The 19,863-nt window shown below is 56.4% G+C and carries 16 protein-coding genes; 6 read left to right on the top strand and 10 right to left on the bottom strand.

Annotated features, from left to right (window positions below; translation table 11 throughout):
• Positions 1 to 11 precede the first annotated feature (11 nt).
• The 6 genes from H9I52_RS10495 to H9I52_RS10470 form a co-directional block, all read right to left on the bottom strand.
• On the bottom strand, positions 12 to 347 hold the full coding sequence (locus H9I52_RS10495) for a rhodanese-like domain-containing protein (RefSeq protein WP_222940450.1): 336 nt from the start codon (positions 345 to 347) through the stop codon (positions 12 to 14).
• 42 nt (positions 348 to 389) lie between these two features.
• On the bottom strand, positions 390 to 1,745 hold the full coding sequence (locus H9I52_RS10490; protein WP_187453800.1) for an MBL fold metallo-hydrolase: 1,356 nt from the start codon (positions 1,743 to 1,745) through the stop codon (positions 390 to 392).
• 54 nt (positions 1,746 to 1,799) lie between these two features.
• Entirely contained in the window at positions 1,800 to 2,618 is an 819-nt protein-coding gene (locus tag H9I52_RS10485) for a sulfite exporter TauE/SafE family protein (RefSeq protein WP_187453799.1), read from the bottom strand.
• Between the two features lie 67 nt (positions 2,619 to 2,685).
• On the bottom strand, positions 2,686 to 3,006 hold the full coding sequence (locus tag H9I52_RS10480) for an ArsR/SmtB family transcription factor (RefSeq protein ID WP_262386003.1): 321 nt from the start codon (positions 3,004 to 3,006) through the stop codon (positions 2,686 to 2,688).
• 873 nt (positions 3,007 to 3,879) lie between these two features.
• On the bottom strand, positions 3,880 to 4,614 hold the full coding sequence (locus H9I52_RS10475) for a DUF92 domain-containing protein (protein WP_187453798.1): 735 nt from the start codon (positions 4,612 to 4,614) through the stop codon (positions 3,880 to 3,882).
• Between the two features lie 100 nt (positions 4,615 to 4,714).
• Complete coding sequence (locus H9I52_RS10470; RefSeq protein WP_187453797.1) at positions 4,715 to 5,527, bottom strand: OmpA family protein; 813 nt, start codon at positions 5,525 to 5,527, stop codon at positions 4,715 to 4,717.
• A gap of 127 nt (positions 5,528 to 5,654) precedes the next feature.
• Between H9I52_RS10470 and H9I52_RS10465 the strand changes: the two genes are divergently transcribed.
• The 3 genes from H9I52_RS10465 to H9I52_RS10455 all read left to right on the top strand — a co-directional run bounded on the left by H9I52_RS10465 (position 5,655) and on the right by H9I52_RS10455 (position 9,092).
• Positions 5,655 to 7,538 carry a S8 family serine peptidase gene (locus H9I52_RS10465; protein ID WP_187453796.1) on the top strand — a complete coding sequence of 628 codons (1,884 nt, stop codon included), beginning with the start codon at positions 5,655 to 5,657 and terminating at the stop codon, positions 7,536 to 7,538.
• Positions 7,535 to 8,257, top strand: a complete 723-nt coding sequence (locus H9I52_RS10460) for a hypothetical protein (RefSeq protein ID WP_187453795.1) — start codon at positions 7,535 to 7,537, stop codon at positions 8,255 to 8,257. Before H9I52_RS10465 ends, H9I52_RS10460 begins: the two co-directional genes overlap by 4 nt.
• Before the next feature lie 238 nt (positions 8,258 to 8,495).
• Entirely contained in the window at positions 8,496 to 9,092 is a 597-nt protein-coding gene (locus H9I52_RS10455; protein WP_139517362.1) for a hypothetical protein, read from the top strand.
• 243 nt (positions 9,093 to 9,335) lie between these two features.
• On the opposite strand, the gene H9I52_RS10450 is transcribed toward H9I52_RS10455, so the two are convergent.
• Entirely contained in the window at positions 9,336 to 10,688 is a 1,353-nt protein-coding gene (locus tag H9I52_RS10450) for a M23 family metallopeptidase (protein WP_187453794.1), read from the bottom strand.
• 204 nt (positions 10,689 to 10,892) lie between these two features.
• Here H9I52_RS10450 and H9I52_RS10445 point away from each other — a divergent pair, with 204 nt between their 5' ends.
• Entirely contained in the window at positions 10,893 to 11,738 is an 846-nt protein-coding gene (locus tag H9I52_RS10445) for a hydroxymethylglutaryl-CoA lyase (protein WP_187453793.1), read from the top strand.
• Between the two features lie 122 nt (positions 11,739 to 11,860).
• Positions 11,861 to 12,592 (top strand): (Fe-S)-binding protein, encoded by a 732-nt coding sequence (locus H9I52_RS10440; protein WP_187453792.1) that lies wholly within the window; start codon positions 11,861 to 11,863, stop codon positions 12,590 to 12,592.
• A 75-nt stretch (positions 12,593 to 12,667) separates the two neighbouring features.
• Here H9I52_RS10440 and dapA read toward each other — a convergent pair whose 3' ends face one another.
• Positions 12,668 to 13,537, bottom strand: a complete 870-nt coding sequence (gene dapA / locus H9I52_RS10435) for a 4-hydroxy-tetrahydrodipicolinate synthase (RefSeq protein ID WP_187453791.1) — start codon at positions 13,535 to 13,537, stop codon at positions 12,668 to 12,670.
• A 129-nt stretch (positions 13,538 to 13,666) separates the two neighbouring features.
• Between dapA and H9I52_RS10430 the strand changes: the two genes are divergently transcribed.
• On the top strand, positions 13,667 to 14,569 hold the full coding sequence (locus H9I52_RS10430) for a polysaccharide deacetylase family protein (RefSeq protein WP_187453790.1): 903 nt from the start codon (positions 13,667 to 13,669) through the stop codon (positions 14,567 to 14,569).
• 235 nt (positions 14,570 to 14,804) lie between these two features.
• Here the strand turns inward: H9I52_RS10430 and H9I52_RS10425 are convergent, their stop codons facing one another.
• Complete coding sequence (locus tag H9I52_RS10425) at positions 14,805 to 16,697, bottom strand: T9SS type A sorting domain-containing protein (protein WP_187453789.1); 1,893 nt, start codon at positions 16,695 to 16,697, stop codon at positions 14,805 to 14,807.
• A gap of 565 nt (positions 16,698 to 17,262) precedes the next feature.
• Entirely contained in the window at positions 17,263 to 19,785 is a 2,523-nt protein-coding gene (locus tag H9I52_RS10420) for a glycosyltransferase (protein ID WP_262386002.1), read from the bottom strand.
• Between the last annotated feature and the right edge of the window lie 78 nt (positions 19,786 to 19,863).

Below are 19,863 nucleotides of genomic sequence, written 5' to 3'. Positions count from 1 at the left end.
ATAGGGAAAGGCTAGCGCACCAGCGGTTCGGGCCAGTCGAGCACGCCCCCGAGCAGATTGCGCACGTGCGCAAAGCCCGCCGAGCCAAGCTGGCCCGCAGCGCTGGCAGAGCGGGCGCCGCTGCGGCAGTACACATAGGTCGGCTGGGTTTTGTCGAGGGCGGCCACGCGTTGCGCAAAATCCGGGGCCGTCACGTCGAGGTTGAGGGCACCCGGCAGATGGCCCGCGGCAAACTCATCGGGGCGGCGCACGTCAAGCAGCATTGCGCCGGGTTCACGTAGTCCTTCGGCAAACTGAGCGGGTGTCAGGTTCTGGTAATTCGAAGATGATTTCAAAAAGTCAAACATGGTATGCTGATGGCGTTTTATAAATCTCAGTGAATGAGACCTTTAGTGGATGACCGCAGTCGGCTGGAAGGACTTCACCGCTTCGCCTAAGTCGAACACCCACGTGGCAGGCAGAACCGGGGCCACGATGCTAGCACCGGCGGCGGAGCGGTAGCCGCCGGCACAATGGACCACCACCGGCTTACCGGCCGGAATCTCTCCGGCTCGCTCGCGCAGTTCGGGCACGGGGATGTTCAGCGCGCCTTCAAATAAAGGCTCCGCTTTGGCTTCCGCGGCATTGCGGATGTCGACAACGGTATAGTTTTCCGGGTGCCTACGGAAGGCGTTCACGTCAAGGGGCGGCAGCGTGGCTTCGGCCGAAGGCGAGCCCACCAGCGCGCCTTTAATCAGGGCCTCGTAGCCGATTTTGGCCGTTTTCCGAATCAGGTTTTCCAGATTCTTTTCGTCAGCCGCTACCAAATAAAACGACTCTTCGGGCCCCACGATGGAGCCCAGCCAGGTTTCAAATTTGCCGCCTTGCTGAATGTTAAGCGCGCCGGCCGCGTGCCCCTGCTTGAACTCGGCTTCGGGGCGGGTGTCCACCACCAGGACACCGGGCTCTAGGGGAGCGCCAGATGCCGGGCGCTCCACCTGCTGCACGCTCGGAGCGTAGGCCGGGGCGCCGGCTTTGTTGAGGGCCACGTCGTAGCCGAAGTACTTAGGAATGAAAGGCTGATCGGCCAGCAGCTCCTGCACGAAATCCTCCTTATTCAGTGGGCGCAATGCGTAGTTGCCGGCTTTTTCAGCCCCGATGGTACTGCTGTTGGCCCCGCTCAGAGCCTTGCCGCAGAGGCTGCCCGCGCCGTGGGCTGGATACACCAACACCTCATCGGCCAGCGGCATGAGCTTCTCGCGCAGGGAGTGGTACATCTGGCGGGCGAGTTCCTCGCGCTTGGCCGTCAGGTTGCCGGCTTTCTCGCGCAGGTCAGGGCGGCCTACATCGCCAATAAACAGGGTATCGCCCGTAAACACGGCCACGTCCTGTCCCTCGCGGCTGAGCACAATGCTAATCGAGTCGGGTGAGTGGCCGGGGGTATTTAGGGCACGGAAGGTGAGTTTGCCAATAGCGAACGAATCGCCCTCGTCAAACGGTTCGTGGGCGTAGTCGGCTCCGAGTAGCTTGCTCACGCGGATGGTGGCGCCGGTCTGCCGGGCAATTTCCAGGTGGCTGCTCACAAAGTCGGCATGCGGGTGCGTTTCGATCACGCTGATAATCTTCGCGTCGTTTGCCTGGGCAAAGTCATAGTAGGGCTGCGGGTCGCGGGCCGGGTCGATGAGCACAATTTCGCGGGCGCATTCGCTCAGGATGGCGTAGGAAAAATGCGCCAGGCCCTTGTCTTCAAACTGTTCGATTTTCATGGAAACTTCCAAAGTAAAGAGTTTTGTTCGTATAAGTGCCTTGTAATCAGATAGTTACTTATGAATAAAAACTAGCTCCCGTAGCAAGATGAAAGTCCCCATAGCCAGCGTAAACCAGCCAAAAGCCGGCTTGAGCTTGGCCCCCGGAATAAAGCGGGCCAGGTAAGTGCCCAGCACAATGCCGCCCAGGGCGAAAGCCAGAAAACCCAGCAGAAATGCCCAGGCGATGGGCGTGCCCGCGCTCAAATCGCCCGTAAAGCCGATCAGGGAGTTGAAGGCAATAATGGCCAGCGACGTGCCCACGGCCAGCTTCATGGGCAGCCGCGCGCCCAGCACCAGGGCCGGAATAATCAGAAAGCCGCCGCCCGCACCTACAAAGCCCGTGAGCAGACCCACCACCAGACCGATGCCCAAAATGAGAAAGTAATTGAAGGCGTGCTTGTGGTGCAACTCTTCATCAAGTATCGTCTCGGCCTGCTGGCTGCGAATCATGGAGGTGGCCGCCACCACCATCAGCACGGCGAAGGCCACCAGCACCAGCAAGTCTTTGGTAAACACCACCTTGCCCACCGTGAACAATTCGTGCGGGATGGCGGGCAGCAAGACTTTGCGTACCAAAAACACGGCCGCTAACGAAGGCAGCAAAAACACCACGGCCGTTTTCACCGACACCATTCCTTTGCGGAAGTAGCCCGAAGCCCCCACCGCCGCCGTGGAGCCCACCACAAACAAGGAGTAAGCCGTGCTCAGCACCGGGCTCACGCCCATTAAGTACACCAGCACCGGCACCGTCAGGATGGAGCCGCCGCCGCCCATGATGCCCAGGGAGAGGCCAATAAAAATGGCGGCGAAGTAGCCGAAATAATGAAGCATGCGGGGTGGAAGAACGTATGAAATTATGAATGGGTGTTCATGTATTGCGCTAAAAAAGCCTTGCTTCTTACAGAAATGTGCAGGCGGCCAAGCACTGGATCACATCGATCACTTCGCGCATTTTCAGCGAATAAAACACGTTTTTGCCGTCGCGGTGGCTGCTCAGGATGCCTTTGAGCTTCATGCCCGAGAGGTGGTGCGAGGCCAGGCTTTGTTCCACCCCTAGCTTTTCGCTGATGTCGTTGACCGACATGCTTTCCTGCGCGGCCAGCAGTTGCACGATACCAATGCGAGTGGGGTGGGCCGTCGTTTTGAGAATGAAGGCCACCTTTTCCATCTTTTCAATGGAAAGGTTCAGGTCGATAGAAGCGGGGATGGGAGGTGTCATATTCTGCTGCAAATGTATGGTCATTTGTTCATATGTACAACTGTTCATACTTGCCTAGTTCCATGCTTGCTCACACTACTGCTTCGGTGGCCGGGTATTCGCGTTGTGTAGTAAGTCTTGGAGGGTAAGCGCGCCGAACTTTACTGGCAGTAGGGCTTCGCAGCCCTGTTCAACGTGGCGGCGGAAAAGCAGAGGGCCCACACCGCCTAATGCGGGTTGTGAATGTATAAGCAATTTAAATTCAATAAGTTATGTGGGCTTGTTTGGATTTTATGAGTTACCTTATGTTCTCGGTATGTTGACTCGAACTCGGTGAAAAGGTTCTTTTATACGTTTGTTGAAATAGGTTCACTCGCAGATGTGCGGCTGAAAACCTTCCTTCTATTTGCGCTCGCACTGGTTTTGTTTGTGTTGATGGAGCGGCGGCGGCTGCGCGAAAAATAGAAGAAAAAAGGCCCCGGCACTAGCAGGAACGGCCCGCAAACCTTTTCGGAAATTCCGCTGTATAGTATTGTGTATGAGGTACGAGCGAAGAAGGGTTGAGTATAGTCTCAAGTGGGGCACCGTACGCACTGCGTTGGTGCTGTTGTTTATTTTCCTGATGCTGGGAGCAGGTCTGGTTTGGTGGCTCCGCACGTAGGCGGTGCATCAGCAATAGAAGCAGATAGTAGGAAGGCTGGCTGAAAACGAGTTGGTAAATTCGCTTAACCCTAGTGCTATGTCCATGGCCAGAGGATATTACTTCGGCTATCGGCAAGAAGCGACTTGGCTAACCTGTTGCCAATCAAGGGAATAGTGCTGGGCGGTCCGCGCGCTACCGGTTTTAGCTTCGCCGGCAGGAAATGCCTCGCGGACCATCCATTGTTTCAGAACCTACGGGAGCCCCAGTAGCGCATATCCGACTGCAGCCGTGACGGCGCCAGTAAGAGTATTGAGCAGGTTGACCGTGTCGTTGGAAAGTATGCCACGCCGCTCGAGCGTAGCTCCCAACACCGAATCGGCTAGGTTGCCCACCGTGCCGGCCAGCGCCACTACCCAGAAGCTGTATGCTTGGGGCCAGCCAAAGCCCAAGGTGGCCACACCCGCTAGGAGGATGCTGCCTGTTAACCCCAACAGCGTGCCTTCGGCGCTGACTACGCCATCGCGGCCACGCGTATCGGGGCGCAAGGTCAGGATGTTATAAAACCGGCGGCCGTAGACGGTGCCCAGCTCCGAGGAGAGCGTGTCGGCGGTGGCTGCCGCCAGGCTACCGGCCAAAAGAAGCTGGCAGAGTGGGGCATGGGCGGGCAACACCCAACTCGCCAAGGCCGCAGCGCCAGCCACCCCGGCGTTGGCCACTACCTGGGCCGCGGTGCGCCGGCCGTGGTGCGCTTCCGCTACTCCCCAGCGTTGCTTGGTTGCGCGTTGCCAGACCGTCGCGCCTGAGCCCAGCAGGAAAAACAAAATCAGCAGCCCCAGGCCCGTATAACCGGTGCCTAGGAAAATCAATAGCCCGAGTGCCCCACCAGTGCCGGCTCCAGCGCGCGTGAGCTTGCCGGTTTGTAGGCTGTAAGTCATGCCCAAGCCGAGCAGCAACAGTACAGCACCCAAGGAAATCAACGGAGGCATTGCAGGAACTACAGGGGAGAGAAGCTGTAAGGTAGCCAAGAACCGCAAAGCCCATGCTCGATGGCTGTTTTCCTCACCATTTCTCTTGGTAAATCCTGCGCTAGTTCTGCTCCAGAATCTGGAATAGCTCGTCGAGCTTGGGCGTCAGGATGATTTCGGTGCGGCGGTTCAGGGCTTTGTTGGCGGGCGTATCGTTGGTAGCGACAGGCAAGTATTGTGCTCTGCCAGAAGGAGTTACCTGGCTGGCTGGCAAGCCTGCCGTCGTCAGGATGCGCGTGATTTCGGTGGCGCGCAGCACACTCAGATCCCAGTTGTCGCGCATACCGGCGGTGCCGCGGGCGATGGGCACGTTATCGGTGTGGCCTTCCACCAGTACGTTCACGTCTTGGTTTCCTTTGAGGGCCGTGGCCAGTTTCTTGAGTGCTTCTTGGCCTTTGGGATCAACTTTGGTAGAGCCTGATTTGAACAGCAGCTGCTCCGACAACGACACGTATACTTTGCCGTTTTTGAGATTTACCTGCAAGTCGTTGGCATTGAAACCGAGTAGCGCGTCTGCTACTTTTTGGCGTAAGTTCTTCACTGCCTGATCTTTCTGTTCGAGCACGCGCTGCATTTCGGCGAGTCGGGCTTCGCGCTCTTTCAATTGTTCCTGCGTCGAGCCAAGGTTGGCATTGAGTTGGTTTACCTGCTGATTCTTGCTGAGCAGGTTGTTGCGCAACTGTTCTTCGCTTTGGGCTTTCTCTTGCTCCAGCGCCGCTTTTTCGGCCTGCAATTGATCTCTGGATTTGGTCAGCTCGTCGCGCTGAGTTTGCAGGGCCATGTATTTCTTCTGCGATACGCACGACGGAGTGCCGGTCAGGATACCTGCGCTTAACAAAGTCAGCAGCGCGGTACGAGGGAGGTTCAGATTCATAAGGAAAGGGAGAAAGGGTTGGGGATTGGGCCTTCAAACGGACGAGCTTCCTGCCGAGTTGCCGAGGGCGCACCACCAAGAAGCCCAGCGTTGACAACCACCAAAGGTGCGGCAACTTAGCGTGGGCTTGCGAGAATTGCTATACATCTGCGACGGCCGTCGTACCTTCCGCCGCATATTGGCTGTGTTTCCCGTGTTGTTTTTCTTTCCTCGCTTACGTATTTCGTTCCGGGTCCGGCATTGGCAGCTGTTCGCATCGATTGCGAGCGCTGTATGCCTGGGTATTACTTCGCAGGCCGCGGCCGAACCGATGCCGCAAACGGCCCGTTATTGGGTGCAGTTGCGCGACAAGCGGGACGTTCGGTTTGATCCCGCTACCTACTTTTCATCCCAGGCTCAGGCCCGGCGACTGCGGCAGCACCTGCCCGCCGCCGACAGCAGTGATTTTCCGGTGCGCCCCGATTACGTGAGTCGCGTACAGGCTGGGGTCGATTCGGTGATTTTCGTAAGCCGTTGGTTTAATGCAATTTCCTGTTGGGCAACCCCCCTGCAGGCGACGAGACTGCGGCATTTGCCGGGCGTACGCGCCGTGACGCGGCAGCCCGACGCCTCCTTGTCACCGGCTGCCCGGACTGGCTTGCCTGACCTCGGCAACGAGGCAATTAGTGCGGAAGACCGACAACTGGCTCGTCGCCAAACGGCCAGCCTGGGAGCCGCTGATTTTCAGACAGCTACCCTCGATGGACGCGGCCTACGCATTGCCATTTTCGACGTGGGCTTCAACGGGGCTGACCGCCATCCGGCATTTGAACATCTGGTGCGCGACAGGCGCATTGTGGCCACCTATGATTTTGTGAAGCGCCGGAACTCCGTATTCACGGGCGGCACGCATGGCACGGAAGTGCTCTCGTGCATTGCCGGTTTGCTGCCCGATGGTACCCCTTTGGGACTAGCACCCAAGGCGGAATTCCTGTTGGCTCGCACTGAGCGGCTCCACCGGGAGATCTATGCCGAGGAAGAAGCCTGGTTGGCTGCCGCCGAATGGGCCGATCGCAACGGCGCCGACATCATTAATTCATCTTTGGGCTACACGAATCGTCGGTATTTTCCTGAGCAGATGAACGGCTACACCAGCTTGGTGGCCCGCGCGGCGGAGCTAGCCGTGCGCAAAGGCATCTTGGTAGTGAATGCCGCCGGCAACGACGGCGATAACGAAGACTGGCACACCGTGGGCACGCCTGCCGACGGCGACTCGGTACTGGCTGTCGGGGGCCTCGACCCCGATACGTTCCTGCACGTCGACTTCAGCAGTTACGGGCCCAGCGCCGACCGCCAGGTTAAGCCCAACGTCACGGCATTCGGAACGGTGCTGGCCGCCGCGCCCGGCGGGTATGTGCGCACACAGGGTACCTCGTTTGCTAGTCCGTTGGTTGTGGGCTTTGCTGCCTGCGCCTGGCAGCAAAACCGGCAACTGACGGTGATGCAGCTATTTGCCAAGATTCAGGAATCAGCCGACTTGTATCCGTATTTTGACTACGCGCACGGCTATGGTTTGCCGCGGGCATCGGCTTTGCTCCAAGAGCGAAAGCCCAGAACAGAGGCCGCGTTCGACTTGGTGCGGGAAGATTCAGTGCTTTCGGTAATCATCAGACCTACAGCTGCTTACGTGTCGGCGCGTACGTTGCCGCTTTACGCCGATTCGGTGGTGCGCGTAACGACCTTGGCCCCCAAAACGCCTTCGGTGCCCCGCGTAGGGCGCGAGGAGCTGAAGCCACCTTTGTCGGGCGAGCCCAAGCATGGCGAAGCCGCCGGGGAAGCGGCGCCGCAGCCTCCGACGCACCCCGACTACCTGTACTGGCACATTGCCGACCGCTACGGCGTATTGCGCACCTACGAAGTGCTGGAAGTCACGCAGCGAGCTGTGTTGCGGCTGCCGCTCAGCCGTTTGCGGCCAGGCGATACGGTGCGCGTGCATTACCGCGGCTTCACCCAAAGCTACTCTGTGCAATGAAGGCTTCGACTGTTCTCCTTATCGGGGCGGCGCTGGTGTTGGGGCTTACGCCCGCGGCCCGGGCCCAGCGAGTGCTCTTGCGCGCCAACGTAGCCGAAGACACCATTCGGAGCTCCTTCGGCCCTAACCGGACGTATTACAACCACTTTTATCTGGGTTATGCGGCCGTGGTTGGGGCTCCGGCCAGGGCGGGAGCCGCGTTGGAGTATGGCAAGTCGGGTGAGTTGTTTCTGGGCCTGCGCAACAAGTTTCGGCTGAGCCAGGCTGCTTCTGTCGGGCTGGATTTGCGCTATGCCCGCCTGAGCTATCACCTCAAGCAGAACAGCCAGAAGGTATTGCCCGATGCCCAAACGCATTACCGCGAATACGTGGCCTTGCCTCAGTTGCAAAGCGAAGCCTTTGTGCGACTCAACTACGGGCGGCGGGGTAACGCCATCGGGCGCTACCTCGACCTCACGGGGTGGGGCGGCTGGGTAGCAAGTTCCGTGCATCACTACGAAGATCGGGCCGGGGCTGCCGGCGCCAAGCGTACGGTAGTAAGCGAGCGCGGCCTCAGCTACGTGCGGCGGTGGACGTATGGCGTAGGTGCCCGGCTGGGTTCGGGGCGATACGCGCTGGTGGGGCGATATCGCCTCTCCGATACTTTTACCCGCGCCGCCCGCCCCGCATACCCGGAGTTGCCCCGCTGGACAGTAGGCATAGAGCTGGGCTGGCTGTAAAAAATCGTTGGAATTCAAATCTCAAGCCTTAAGCTTGCGCCGGGTACTGCAAGGGCAGATTGTAGCTCGGAATTTCGCATTCATTTTTTAGCATCAGACTATAACCTTGCGACTTATTTTCCGGTAAAAAGCCCCGAATTCGAGCTTTGGTACAAAATTAGCTGCCTGAGCGAACCCTCCCGATGGGCTGACGAGTTTACCATCTTGCCCACAAGTACTAATGGACGATTGCCCGATAATGAAGAAACTTCTCCTCCTTGCTTCTTTCGCAACCTTGTTGCAAACCACTTCCTGTATCAATACCGAGCGCGAAATGGGCACTGCCAAGAGTCCGCAGGTGTTTACGCCCACGCCGGAAGCGCAACGCAGCCGCCTCAACAGCCGCAGCGTGCTCAACGCCGTCCGGACGACGCATTATTTTTCCAATACCAAAGCCAAGGACAACTTCGTGCTGTTGCTGCAAGGGCCGAAAATCGCGACGGCCCAGGCGCGCTTCCTGATTCTGAGCAGCAAAGGCGACACGCTCCGCAACGAAGTAATTCCGGCCACTGCCCTGATGAGCGACTCCGACTTGGGGGATGCCCCCGCTACCACGGTACGCGACAAAGAGTTGGCCATTCTGAAAGCGATGAATAGCTTCTTCAAGGAAGACCGCTTTGTCCAACCCGCCGTGGCCCGCTCGGCTGCCCAACCCGCCGAAATTGACCCGCAGGCCTGGGCCTCGGTAAAAGAAGATTCCAAAGCCGTGGGGTTCGATTACATCAGCAACAACGGCCGGGAACGTCGGATTGCCTACGCCAAAAAGCTTCAGAAAGCCGTTGTGATCGCGGAATAAAGCGCTGTTTTATAAGTATTTGATTATCAAATACTTATAAAAAATATGTTTACTCAATCAACAGGAAAGGCCTTGCGTAAGCAAGGCCTTTCCTGTTGATTTTCATTTCCGCGAGGTACACATGCCCAAACAGAAAAACGCGACACAACTTCTTTTGCAAGAAGTCATGCCGCGTTTACTCCAATCACCACTGCAAACTAACGCCAGCCATATGAACGGCGGGTGAAGAATGCACAAAGTTTGCTACGAATGCGGGGCGGGCTTGGCAAGCAGCCAACCTATCTCTCCTCTAGGACTTTGCACCAGCCGAAACCCGCGAAACTCGCCCAGCACGGCCACCCGCGTCTGGGCCGGCAGCGTATCCAGTGAGGCTGCGTCGGCGGAAGGCTGGCTGTACAAATCCGTAGCAGCAGCCAGCGATTCGCGGCGCAATGGGTCGGCAGCCGCGACCACCGATTTCGCCAATACGTAGCCCATCGTGCCGTCGGGGCGCTGCACGCGGTACCAGTCGGTTTGGCTGCCTACTACCATCAGGGGCGTATTGCGGGCCAGCGCCGTTACGGTGCCAGTTCGAGGAGAAGGGGTCCGACGAAGCTCGGCGCTTTTGTCGCGCACGCGCACCCACTGGCCCAGACGCTCGGGGTTGGTGCGTGGTGCCGGTGGCGTGGCATCGGCGTGGCGTACAAACGGAAACGGATCGACGGCGCCGCGCCCGCCGCGGTAAATGCCAAAGTGCAGGTGAGGCATAGTGGTGCGGGCATTGCCCGTGTTGCCGACTAGCCCCAGCGTGTCGCCGATGCGTACCATTTGGCCGGGCTGCACAAGCTGCTTATCGAGGTGGGCGTAGTAAAGGTGTTGCCCGTGTTGGGTATCAGCCAGCCACACCACGTTGCCGCCCAGCGGCGTCACATCCACGCGCGTGATCAGGCCCGGTGCGGCAGCTACGGCGGGGGTGCCGCGCTTGGCAAATATGTCGATGCCTTCGTGGCGACGAGCGCCCCGGTCGCGGTCGGCGCCCCAGAAGCTACCCACCGCAACGTCGCTTTTGCCTCGCACCGGAAAACCCAAGGAAGGCTCGCGCTGAATGCGGAGGGTGTAGCGCCCCGAGCGCAACAATTCGGGCTGAACCCGTAGCAAATGCTGCTGGTCGTCCTCCACTACATAATTGAATGACAGGGCCGTAGTGTCGGCCGAAGCCAGAGGCTTCGGCGCCGGACGGTCGGGGCGTAGCTCAAAGGCATCCAGAAACACGCGGGCATCGGTGCCAGCACCCAGCGCCAGCGTGATGCGCACAGTTTCGCCCTCGCGCACGGCATAGCGATAGGAGGCAGCCGTGGCCCGATCGGCGCGGAAATACCCGGTTTCCTGAAAGGGAAGCGTAACCACCAGCGAGTCACGCAACGCGCGGTCAGCGGCCGCGAGCCAGTCGTGGCCCAGGGCCGTTTGGTCGAGGCCCGTTTGCCGCAGGCGGCGGGCGTAGGCCTCGTGCGGCGTCACTTTTTGAAAGATGCCTTGCAGCGTTTGTTGCTTGCCGCAAGCCGTGAGAAGAAGTAGCAGGAGTAGCCCCGAGGCGTAGGAACGAAAACCAGAAATCATTCGAAGAAAATAGAATCAAGCGCTTTATATGGCGTTATAACCTTTGACGAAAGCACGGAGTTCGTTGTCAACTTGCCGAAGTTTCAGATTGCCCGCCGCAACCTTCGTATGCAGCCTGTCGAGCTATAAGTGAGGAGCACTCCGGTTTTCGCCCTATCTTTTACTTTTGTCCGATACGCCCTCCACTTCCACGCACCTTTTTTTATGAAACTCATCGAATGCCCCCGCGATGCCATGCAGGGCTTACCCGAGTTTATCCCGACGGCTACCAAAACCGCTTACCTGAACCAATTGCTGCAAGTCGGCTTCGATACCCTCGATTTCGGCAGCTTCGTGTCGCCCAAAGCCATTCCGCAGCTTCGCGATACGGCCGAAGTGCTGGCCGGCCTAGACCTGAGCACTACCCGCACCAAACTGCTGGCCATTGTGGCCAACCTGCGCGGTGCTGAAACGGCCGCTTCTTTCCCTGAAATCAGCTATTTGGGCTTCCCACTATCGGTTTCCGAGACGTTCCAGCTGCGTAACACCAACAAGACGATTGCGGAGGCGCTTACCGAGCTGGCGCACATGCAGGACCTCTGCGAAAAAAACGATAAAACGCTCGTTACCTACCTTTCCATGGGCTTTGGCAATCCTTACGGCGATCCGTGGGGCCCCGAAACGGTTGCTGAGTTTACGCAAAACCTCGCCGACATGGGCGTGCGCGTTGTGGCCTTATCCGATACCGTTGGCGTTTCGTCGCCGGACACGATCGCGCCATTGTTCAGCCAACTCATTCCCGAGTTTCCGACCATCGAATTCGGGGCTCATTTGCACACGATCCCGACTACGTGGCAAGAAAAGGTCGAAGCCGCGTATCTGGCCGGTTGTCGCCGTTTCGACGGGGCCATTGGCGGCATCGGTGGCTGCCCCATGGCCGCCGACCAGCTGACCGGCAACATGCCCACCGAAAATATGGTGGCTTTTTTCAGCAGCCATCACGTAGATTTGGGGCTAGACCTGGAGGCTTTCGCCGCCGCCCAGTCTTACGCCCAATCTGTTTTTAACTAGTTATCTATAAGTAATTGATTATCAATTACTTATAGATATATTGAAAAATTCATCTCGGTGGATTTTTAGCTTGATTTCACTTCCCTCTGAGCTTGCTCACCGGCTACTCCCAACCGATTCTCATGCCCGCTGTCGATTTATTTATTCCTTGCTTCGTCGATCAATTGTTTCCGCAAACGGCCATGAACATGGTGAAAGTGTTGGAGTCAGTGGGGTGCGAAGTGCATTACAACGCCAACCAGACTTGCTGCGGCCAGCCAGCCTATAATGCTGGGTATAAGCAGGAAAGCCACCAGGTAGCCTGTAAGTTTTTAGACGATTTCCCCAACCAACCCGACCGCTACATCGTGAGCCCGTCGGGGTCGTGCGTGGGCATGGTGCGCAACGCCTACGCCGAGCTGTTCGACGGCACCGCCGACCAAGCGCGTTACCACGGCTTGCAGCGCCGCATTTTCGAAATGACGGAGTTTCTGGTGGATGTGTTGGGCGTGAAACAGATCGCGGGGGCGCAGCTGCCGGGCAAATACACCTACCACGATTCGTGCTCGGCCCTGCGCGAGTGCGGCATCAAGGAAGCGCCGCGGCTCTTGCTGGATGCAGTGCAAGGCCTCGAACGCGTGGAAATGAGCGAAAGCGAAACCTGCTGCGGGTTCGGCGGCACGTTTGCCGTCAAATTTGAAGCGATTTCTGTCGCCATGGCCGAGCAGAAAGTGGAAAATGCGCTGGCCACCGGCGCCGACTACGTCGTGAGCACCGACACGAGCTGCCTCATGCACCTCGACGCCTACATTCGCCGCGAGAAAAAGCCTATCAAAACCATGCACGTCGCCGATGTGCTCGCCAGCGGCTGGTAGCCAATTTGATCATCAGACATAAAAAAGCCCTGTCGGACAACCGGCAGGGCTTTTCTGTTATGGTAATTTATTGTCTTACAGCAACTTCTGAATGCGATCTTTGAGGCTTGCCGACGCTTCCAATAACGGCAACCGCGCTGCTGCCGAGCATAAGCCCAAGGCTTCTAAGGCTGCTTTCACGCCCACGGGGTTGCTTTCCTCGTACATCAGCGGGTTCAGAGGGAGGAATTCGTAGAGCAGCTTGCTGGCCTCGGCATACTGACCGTCGAGGGCCAAGCGCGTCATGTCGCTCATGCGCTTCGGAAAAGCATTGCCCAACACCGAAATCACGCCCTCGGCCCCAAAAGAAACCAAGGAAGTAGTGAGCAAGTCGTCGCCGCTGATGAGCAAGAAACCCGCCGGGCGACGTGCCGCAATGGTCATGCATTGCTCCATGTTGCCGCTGGCTTCCTTGATGCCGATGATGTTGTGGTGTTGCGCCAGCCGGAGGGTGGTTTCGGCGGTCATGTTGGAGCTGGTCCGGCCGGGTACGTTGTAGAGGATGATCGGCAACGCGCTGCTGTCGGCCAGCCGCAGATAGTGCTGAATGATACCGGCTTGTGAAGGCTTGTTATAAGCCGGGCTGGCCGACAAAATCGCAGTGATGCCGGTGAGGTCAGTTGAGCGAAAAGTGGCTTCGACGCCGGCCGTGTCGTTGCCGCCGATGCCGTACACGAGCGGTACACGGCCTGCTACGTGCTCTTTCACCACCCGCAGGATTTCGTTTTTTTCGTCGGGGGTAACGGTGGGCGATTCGGCCGTGGTGCCGTTGATGACGAGGTATTCGACGCCGCCTTCAATCGTGAAATCGAGCAAGCGCCGCAAAGCCGCATAATCTACGGCGTGGTCGGGGGCGGGAGTAAAGGGCGTAACGAGCGCAACGCCCGTGCCTCGGAGTTTGTCCATGCGGAAAAGAAGCTGTTGATTTGTAACCCGTAAGGTCAACGCGAAGGTACAAAGTCAGTCGTTGCGGCTTTTCATCACCTCTTTTTCTTTTCAAAGATTCTCTTGCGCTCGCTTTGCAGCGCCGTTCACATGGTAATAACCCGTAGTGCGTTCCTCGCTGCCGCCCTGGCCGCAACTTTTTCCATCTCTTCCTGCGAAACCAAATCCGCTACGGCTTCCGCAACGATGAGCAAATCCGCCGTTGAGTCTGCCAAAGATTCATCGGCTACCACTGCGGCTCCGGCATCCGCGTCGGCCCCCGACCCGAGCAGCATTCCGGCCGGCAAAATTGCCAGCGCCGAAACCATTTTGGGCCGCGACCAAGTACCGATTTTGTGCTACCACCAGATCCGGGACTGGCGTCCGCGCGACTCCAAAGGCGCGAAGGATTACATCGTGCCGGTAGCCAACTTCCGCGAGCAGATTAAGATGCTGGCCGACAGCGGCTATCACACCATCCTGCCCGATCAGTTGTATGCTTACTTGGCTACCGGCGCACCGCTGCCCAGCAAGCCAGTAATGCTCACCTTCGACGACACCGACCTGGATCAGTTCACGATCGCGCGCCCAACGCTGGAGAAATACGGCTTCAAAGGCGTATATTTTGTGATGACCGTTTCGCTGGGCCGCCCCAATTACATGAGCAAGGCACAGGTAAAACAGCTTTCCGACGAAGGCAACGTAATCGGTTCGCACACTTGGGATCACCACAACGTGAAGAAATACCAAGGCCAGGATTGGGTGACGCAGATCGACAAGCCCACCAAAACGCTCGAAGAAATCACGGGCAAGGACATCAAATACTTCGCATACCCATTCGGCCTTTGGAACCCAGAAGCCATTCCGGAGTTGAAAAAGCGCGGTTTTGTAGGGGCTTTTGTCCTCGCCGAAAAGCGCGATCAGCAAGATCCGCTTTATACCATCCGCCGGATCATCGCCAGCGGCTATTGGTCGCCGCGTACCTTGCATAACAGCATGGTAAATAGCTTTTAGTACATTGATAGAGAGCTCGTTGTAAAAGCTAAAAATGCACCTAGGACTTTCCAGGCGCCTTTTTAGCTTTTACACATCTTCATACTTGTTGTTTTTTAGAAGTGCATACTTCAGCGAATCAGGATAAAAAAAGAAGGCCCCAGCGCAAGCGCCGGGGCCTTCTTTGATAAATGATAAATGCTTGATATAGAATGTGTTGTAAAATATGATGTATAAACTGTTGCGTATGAGAAGCTTATAGGCTAGAGCCAATGATTACTTTTTGACCGAAACGCTGCGCACCGCTTTCAACCTGAAGGAAATAATTGCCCGCTTGCAAGTCTCTTACCGGAATGAGCAGGTCGTTAGAGCGGCCTGTGTGTGTGCGGCACAAGCGGCCCAGCCCGTCGTAAAGGCGCACCGTGATCGAGCCAGAAGCAGGGGTATTAGTCGTGATATGCAGCGCATCCTGAACAGGGTTAGGATAAGCGGAACACCAAATTGTTGGCGTTGTGGAAGAGTTGTGAGCTGCCTGTACAACGCGGTTGCTTTCGTAAGCGCCAACGTTGCCCGTCAGGCCTACCTGCGGGGTAGGCGTGCCGTAGAAGTCGCGTGGGCCGGGCGAGTAGCTAAACAGCGCATTCAAGTCAAGCGCCGCCCCGATCAGAGCCGAGGTAGGCTGTAATACATAAGCTGCTAAGGCCGAATTAGGAGAACGGTTCAGGGTGCCACCCGAGCCGGGCGCTGTGAACTTCGGGTCGATGTTGAAGCCAACTGCGTGGCCGCCAACATATTCCTGCCCAGAAGCAGTCCGCCACTCAGTGAGTGAGTTGAAAGTGCTTCCTCCCCATTGCAGCGTCAGCGCCTGGTCGGTGCCCCAGTAACAGTTGCCTTGGAAACGCACGCCTTGCGTAGTCTGGGAGCTTACGACTGAAAGACCATCAGTAGTTTGTAAGATATTATTAGTAACGGCAACGTCAGAAATCCCTCCACTTATAATCGCTACAGCCTTCGGCTTGGATCCGTCTGCACTTGGAGTAATAAAGACCGTGTTGTTGTGAATGCTAGCCCGCCGAATTCCACCGCTTGCTCCGGTTGACCAAAGCATAATGGCTCCTTGTCCTTGTTTCCGTGCATCGTTTTCGCTGATATTATAACGAACAGTCACGTCACTAAATTCCGGAGCGCCATCGTACTGGCATAGGAGATAGCCGCCGCCGTCATTATCATGCGAATAATTGTACTGCATAATAGAGTTAGTGCAGCCGCCATCCAGATCGAATCCACCGCCATCGATGGTACCCGAGCGGTTATGGTGGGACTCGCATTCTTGGATAACAAGGTTGTTGCAGCAATACGCCCAGATGCCTACGGGGCCGCCACCAGGGTTGGCATTTAGCCAGCCGTTATTATAGGCTTCGCAATGCTCGATGATTCCTCCGTCCAGTCCCGCCACTACAAGACCACTTCCCGTGTGGGTGTATGTCACTTCAGCTCGCCCAGCATTATCGTAGAACTTGCAGGTGCCAAAGTACCAGTTGCGATGGGCTTTTAGGGCTTCGGAGTACGAACAAAAGCCGGCTTCTCCGTTCTCGTGTGTTGTGCAGTTTGTGACCCGAACATTATCGTACCCGCTTGCTCCTTTCCAGCTTCCGATCGAAATTCCTGATGAGCGATAGCCCTTCACATCAAGGCTGTCTAGAACCAAATGGTTGAAGTGGGTATCGACAGAGTCAAGGTAAAAACTAACTCCTGATTCGGTATTAGAAAGGCGACCAGATCCTTCAAAATTCAGGCTCCGTAACTCAATTCCGCCGACGTTGTAGGCGTAGAACCCAGACGATTTGCCGCTGGCAATGGTGGCGCGGCTTTTACCGTAGGAACTGATCACAATAGGCTGGGCTTTCGTTCCCTGAATTTTGCTCCCTAGATAAATACTACCCGTAAAGGTGCGGTTCCCTTCAAACAGGACGCGGTCGCCAGCGTGCAAACTGGCAGTGTTTACCCGCTCAATCGTTTGCCACGCCGTCGCGACAGAAGTGCCAGCGCCCTTATCATTGCCATTTGCACTTACGTAATACGTAGTTGCTTGCGCACGGTAGGAAATAAGGCAGGTGAAAAGTAAGAGAAAATGTAGCGGTGTCTTCATGCTTGAACCCTTATTGTTTTCAGGCTCAATATTATAGCATAGCTGTCGATATTAAAATATGAACATTTTTCAAAGATTTTAAGAACAGGTTCAGAATGTTAAAATCTAATATTTGCATCATCCTATTTTGGATGATTTTTAGGTCATTGATCTTGAATTTAGCATTTAAGAAATAATTTTTGGGATACTTGTTAACGGATGCAAAGTCTTATACAGCTAAAAAGTTACATGATGAGTTTAGCGTTGTTGAGAATGCCGTATTATTAAAATCACAGTTTGTCGCTTGTATAAATTTTTTAGAAGAGAGGTAGCCGGCGTAAGCAGTTATAGTTTATTACCGAGGTAGGCGCTTATTATAGCAATTGACACTAGAAGAATATATTATTGTATTAATATAAGAATAGAGAGTTGCTAACTTCCTTGTTCTTCCGACTACAAACAGGTGGTTCAGCTTTTAAGCAGGGAAATGTGGGTGGGATAAGTTGGATAAGGATAAGATACAAGGGCGGTGGGCCGGAAGTACTTGAAGCGCCCGGCCCACCGCCCTTGAACAAGTTATTGAATATCAATTATTTATATTTCTGGCTAAGACGGGCTCAAGAATAGGGGTAGTGCCAAAAATGACAGCCTTAATTTCTGGGTAAGATTTGCCGAGGGTTTGCGTTTGCTGGGCCAACCGGTCCGGTCTGATGGCAGGACCAACTACCAGTACAGGCTTGCCATGCAAATCTTCGCATTGTGCGATGCTTGCTCGAAACTGCTCGTAGCGGGTTTGCAGGGCCGCCAGAGAATCGGAGGTAGGGCGTTCGTTGCGAAATGGTTTGGAACAGTCTATGCTCACCCAATCGACGTAGCGTTCGCCGGGGTAGTAAAACCGCATAGAATCTGGCTGGGCAGGCGCATCCCACACCCAGAGAATATTGGAGTCATTGCCGCGCCTACAGCGCTCCACCACATGGCGCCAAGCCTCAATGTTGGCTGCGGACGTAATAGAAGGGGATTGGTTGCGCAAGGCAGGGTCCCAAGCCAACCGGATCAGGACGGGCCGCTGTAGGCTTTGCAGGGCTTGCAAACAATGGTCCCAATATGCATCTAGCTGGCCAAGAGCCACAGAACCGGGAGAGATAGGAGCGGTGGCAGTGCCTAAGGAAAAGGTTAGTAATGGTACTTGCTCATTCGTAAGCTGGCTGCGCACCCAATCGGTTGGGAAGGAGGTAACGGAGTCGGGGGAAGGGGATACGGAAATAGCCAGTGCTACCACGTCGGGACGAGTTGTGACGGGTTGCCAGGCTGCTGAATGGGCTTTTAGATTTAGCGCAATCCCTGTGTGAAGCGTAGGCCCGCCATCCAAGGCCCAGTTGGTGGGCGATTCAACGTACTGATTTGCATGCCAATGCAACGCTAAGGTGCCCGTAAGCATCAACCCCATAATCATGACGGCCGAAGTTGCGGCCACTGCGGGGCGCCGCAGTAAGGCTTTCACTCCGTCGTTGGCCGCTTGCAGCAAGCCGAGCACGCGGCCAGCTATCGGTAATTCCGACACCCGGGTTGCGAGCCGCGCCAGGGAAAGGTGCACACGATGCAAGCCAAGGCCGACAGACGCAAAAATGGAAGCCGCGTTGAACAAGCAAAAGGCCGTCATAGCCAACGAATACACATTATGGCGATCCTCGTGCGTCAACGTGAGAACCACCAACAAGTTGAGCAAGCCTGCCGCAATATTGGGGGCCGAAACACGCCACTCGTTGGGCAGCGCGCTTTCCTTGGGTGTAGGAATATACGGCACCTTGATGCCCAGAATAGCATACACAAAGCCCACCGTGTAGACCCACCATGTGCCCGCTCGCAGAAATCCGCCTACTAGGTGCAGGCCCACTTCTCGCGGATCGCGTAGCCACCTTTGGGAATACAGTCTGATTACCAAGGCGATAGCAACCAGCGGTAGAAAATGCGCTGCGAAACCGGTCATCTCAATCGACCATGGAAACCGTCCGATAAGCAGCGCAATGCCCGGCACTACCAGATCGATCAGGGTAATGACCCCCGCCAAAAAATAAAGTGGCAGAGTAGCATAGTGGAGCTTCTGGCTCCAAGTAAGACGGCTGAATAAGCGTGGATAGACGCGAAACAGCAGGTCGAAGGCGCCGCGCGACCATTTGAGTTGCTGGGCATAAAACGAGGCCAGCGAAGAAGGAACTAAGCCGCGGCTGAGCACTTCGGGCACATACACGCTTTGCCAGCCGTGGGCGTGCAGACGCATCGCCGTGTGCATATCCTCCGTCAGACCGGGTGCGTGCCCACCGATGGAGTCAAGCGCAGTGCGTCGGAAAGTGCAGTTGGCCCCAATGGCCAAGGCCGTACCGAAACGATTCATCCCCATCATCAGAGGGCCGTAGAAATGGTACGTCTGCTCGGCAGCACCTTGGGCAACTAAACTATCTGCTTGATTACCATAAGCTTGCACAACCTGCGCAAAGCCCACTTTCGGATCAACAAAGTAAGGCACCACCCGGTCCAGAAAATCGGGTGTGGGCACGTGGTCGGGGTCGAGCACCACGCACAGCTCGCCCGTCGCCTGGCGCAGGGCGTTGTTGATGTTGCCTGCTTTGGCGTCAACTTTAACCTGTCGCGTGACGTGAACAACGCCCAGCTCGGCGCAAAGCCGGCGCAGCACAGGATCGTCGCCTTCGTCGCAGAGGTAGCTGGTATGCGGGTATGTAATGGCTTGCATCGCCCGCAGCGTCTTCTCGAACATTGCCAGCGGCTCGCCGGGGCAGGCCGTGGTGAGTACATCGACGGTAAAACGGTGCTGCTTCACTACGTCCGGCGCCGCGTCGGGGCGCACCAGTTCGCTTACCCCGCAGTAATGCACCCACTCGTGCACCATGCGCAGAAGCTTAAAGCCCATGGACAGGGTCAGGAGCCAGAAAAGTGGCGCATAGCCGATGTGTTGCTTATCGCAAAACCACCACAGAAAGTTGATTAGCAACAGAATCCCGGTGGCCACCAAAAAATGCATGACCCGCAAGCCCGACGCATTTCGGGATTGGATTTGAGGAACAGAAGCAAGGGGCTTTGCCAAGTTCATTCGAGCCGATAGTTCTGTTAATGGCATTGCCACGTAATTTAAAATAGCTGTTCTTCAGAGCTTTACAATAGTATTAAC

Source organism: Hymenobacter sp. BT491, from assembly GCF_014349165.1.
GTDB lineage: Bacteria > Bacteroidota > Bacteroidia > Cytophagales > Hymenobacteraceae > Hymenobacter > Hymenobacter jejuensis.
The sequence above is the reverse complement of the archived record's forward strand: the minus strand, read 5'-3'. Positions and strand labels throughout refer to the sequence as shown.

Bases quoted from the DNA above. Each gene is read 5' to 3' on its own strand.
- H9I52_RS10495 (WP_222940450.1), bottom strand. From the start codon at position 347: ATGTTTGACTTTTTGAAATCATCTTCGAATTACCAGAACCTGACACCC.
- H9I52_RS10490 (WP_187453800.1), bottom strand. From the start codon at position 1,745: ATGAAAATCGAACAGTTTGAAGACAAGGGCCTGGCGCATTTTTCCTAC.
- H9I52_RS10485 (WP_187453799.1), bottom strand. From the start codon at position 2,618: ATGCTTCATTATTTCGGCTACTTCGCCGCCATTTTTATTGGCCTCTCC.
- H9I52_RS10480 (WP_262386003.1), bottom strand. From the start codon at position 3,006: ATGACACCTCCCATCCCCGCTTCTATCGACCTGAACCTTTCCATTGAA.
- H9I52_RS10475 (WP_187453798.1), bottom strand. From the start codon at position 4,614: ATGCCTCCGTTGATTTCCTTGGGTGCTGTACTGTTGCTGCTCGGCTTG.
- H9I52_RS10470 (WP_187453797.1), bottom strand. From the start codon at position 5,527: ATGAATCTGAACCTCCCTCGTACCGCGCTGCTGACTTTGTTAAGCGCA.
- H9I52_RS10460 (WP_187453795.1), top strand. From the start codon at position 7,535: ATGAAGGCTTCGACTGTTCTCCTTATCGGGGCGGCGCTGGTGTTGGGG.
- H9I52_RS10455 (WP_139517362.1), top strand. From the start codon at position 8,496: ATGAAGAAACTTCTCCTCCTTGCTTCTTTCGCAACCTTGTTGCAAACC.
- H9I52_RS10450 (WP_187453794.1), bottom strand. From the start codon at position 10,688: ATGATTTCTGGTTTTCGTTCCTACGCCTCGGGGCTACTCCTGCTACTT.
- H9I52_RS10445 (WP_187453793.1), top strand. From the start codon at position 10,893: ATGAAACTCATCGAATGCCCCCGCGATGCCATGCAGGGCTTACCCGAG.
- H9I52_RS10440 (WP_187453792.1), top strand. From the start codon at position 11,861: ATGCCCGCTGTCGATTTATTTATTCCTTGCTTCGTCGATCAATTGTTT.
- dapA (WP_187453791.1), bottom strand. From the start codon at position 13,537: ATGGACAAACTCCGAGGCACGGGCGTTGCGCTCGTTACGCCCTTTACT.
- H9I52_RS10430 (WP_187453790.1), top strand. From the start codon at position 13,667: ATGGTAATAACCCGTAGTGCGTTCCTCGCTGCCGCCCTGGCCGCAACT.
- H9I52_RS10425 (WP_187453789.1), bottom strand. From the start codon at position 16,697: ATGAAGACACCGCTACATTTTCTCTTACTTTTCACCTGCCTTATTTCC.
- H9I52_RS10420 (WP_262386002.1), bottom strand. From the start codon at position 19,785: ATGAACTTGGCAAAGCCCCTTGCTTCTGTTCCTCAAATCCAATCCCGA.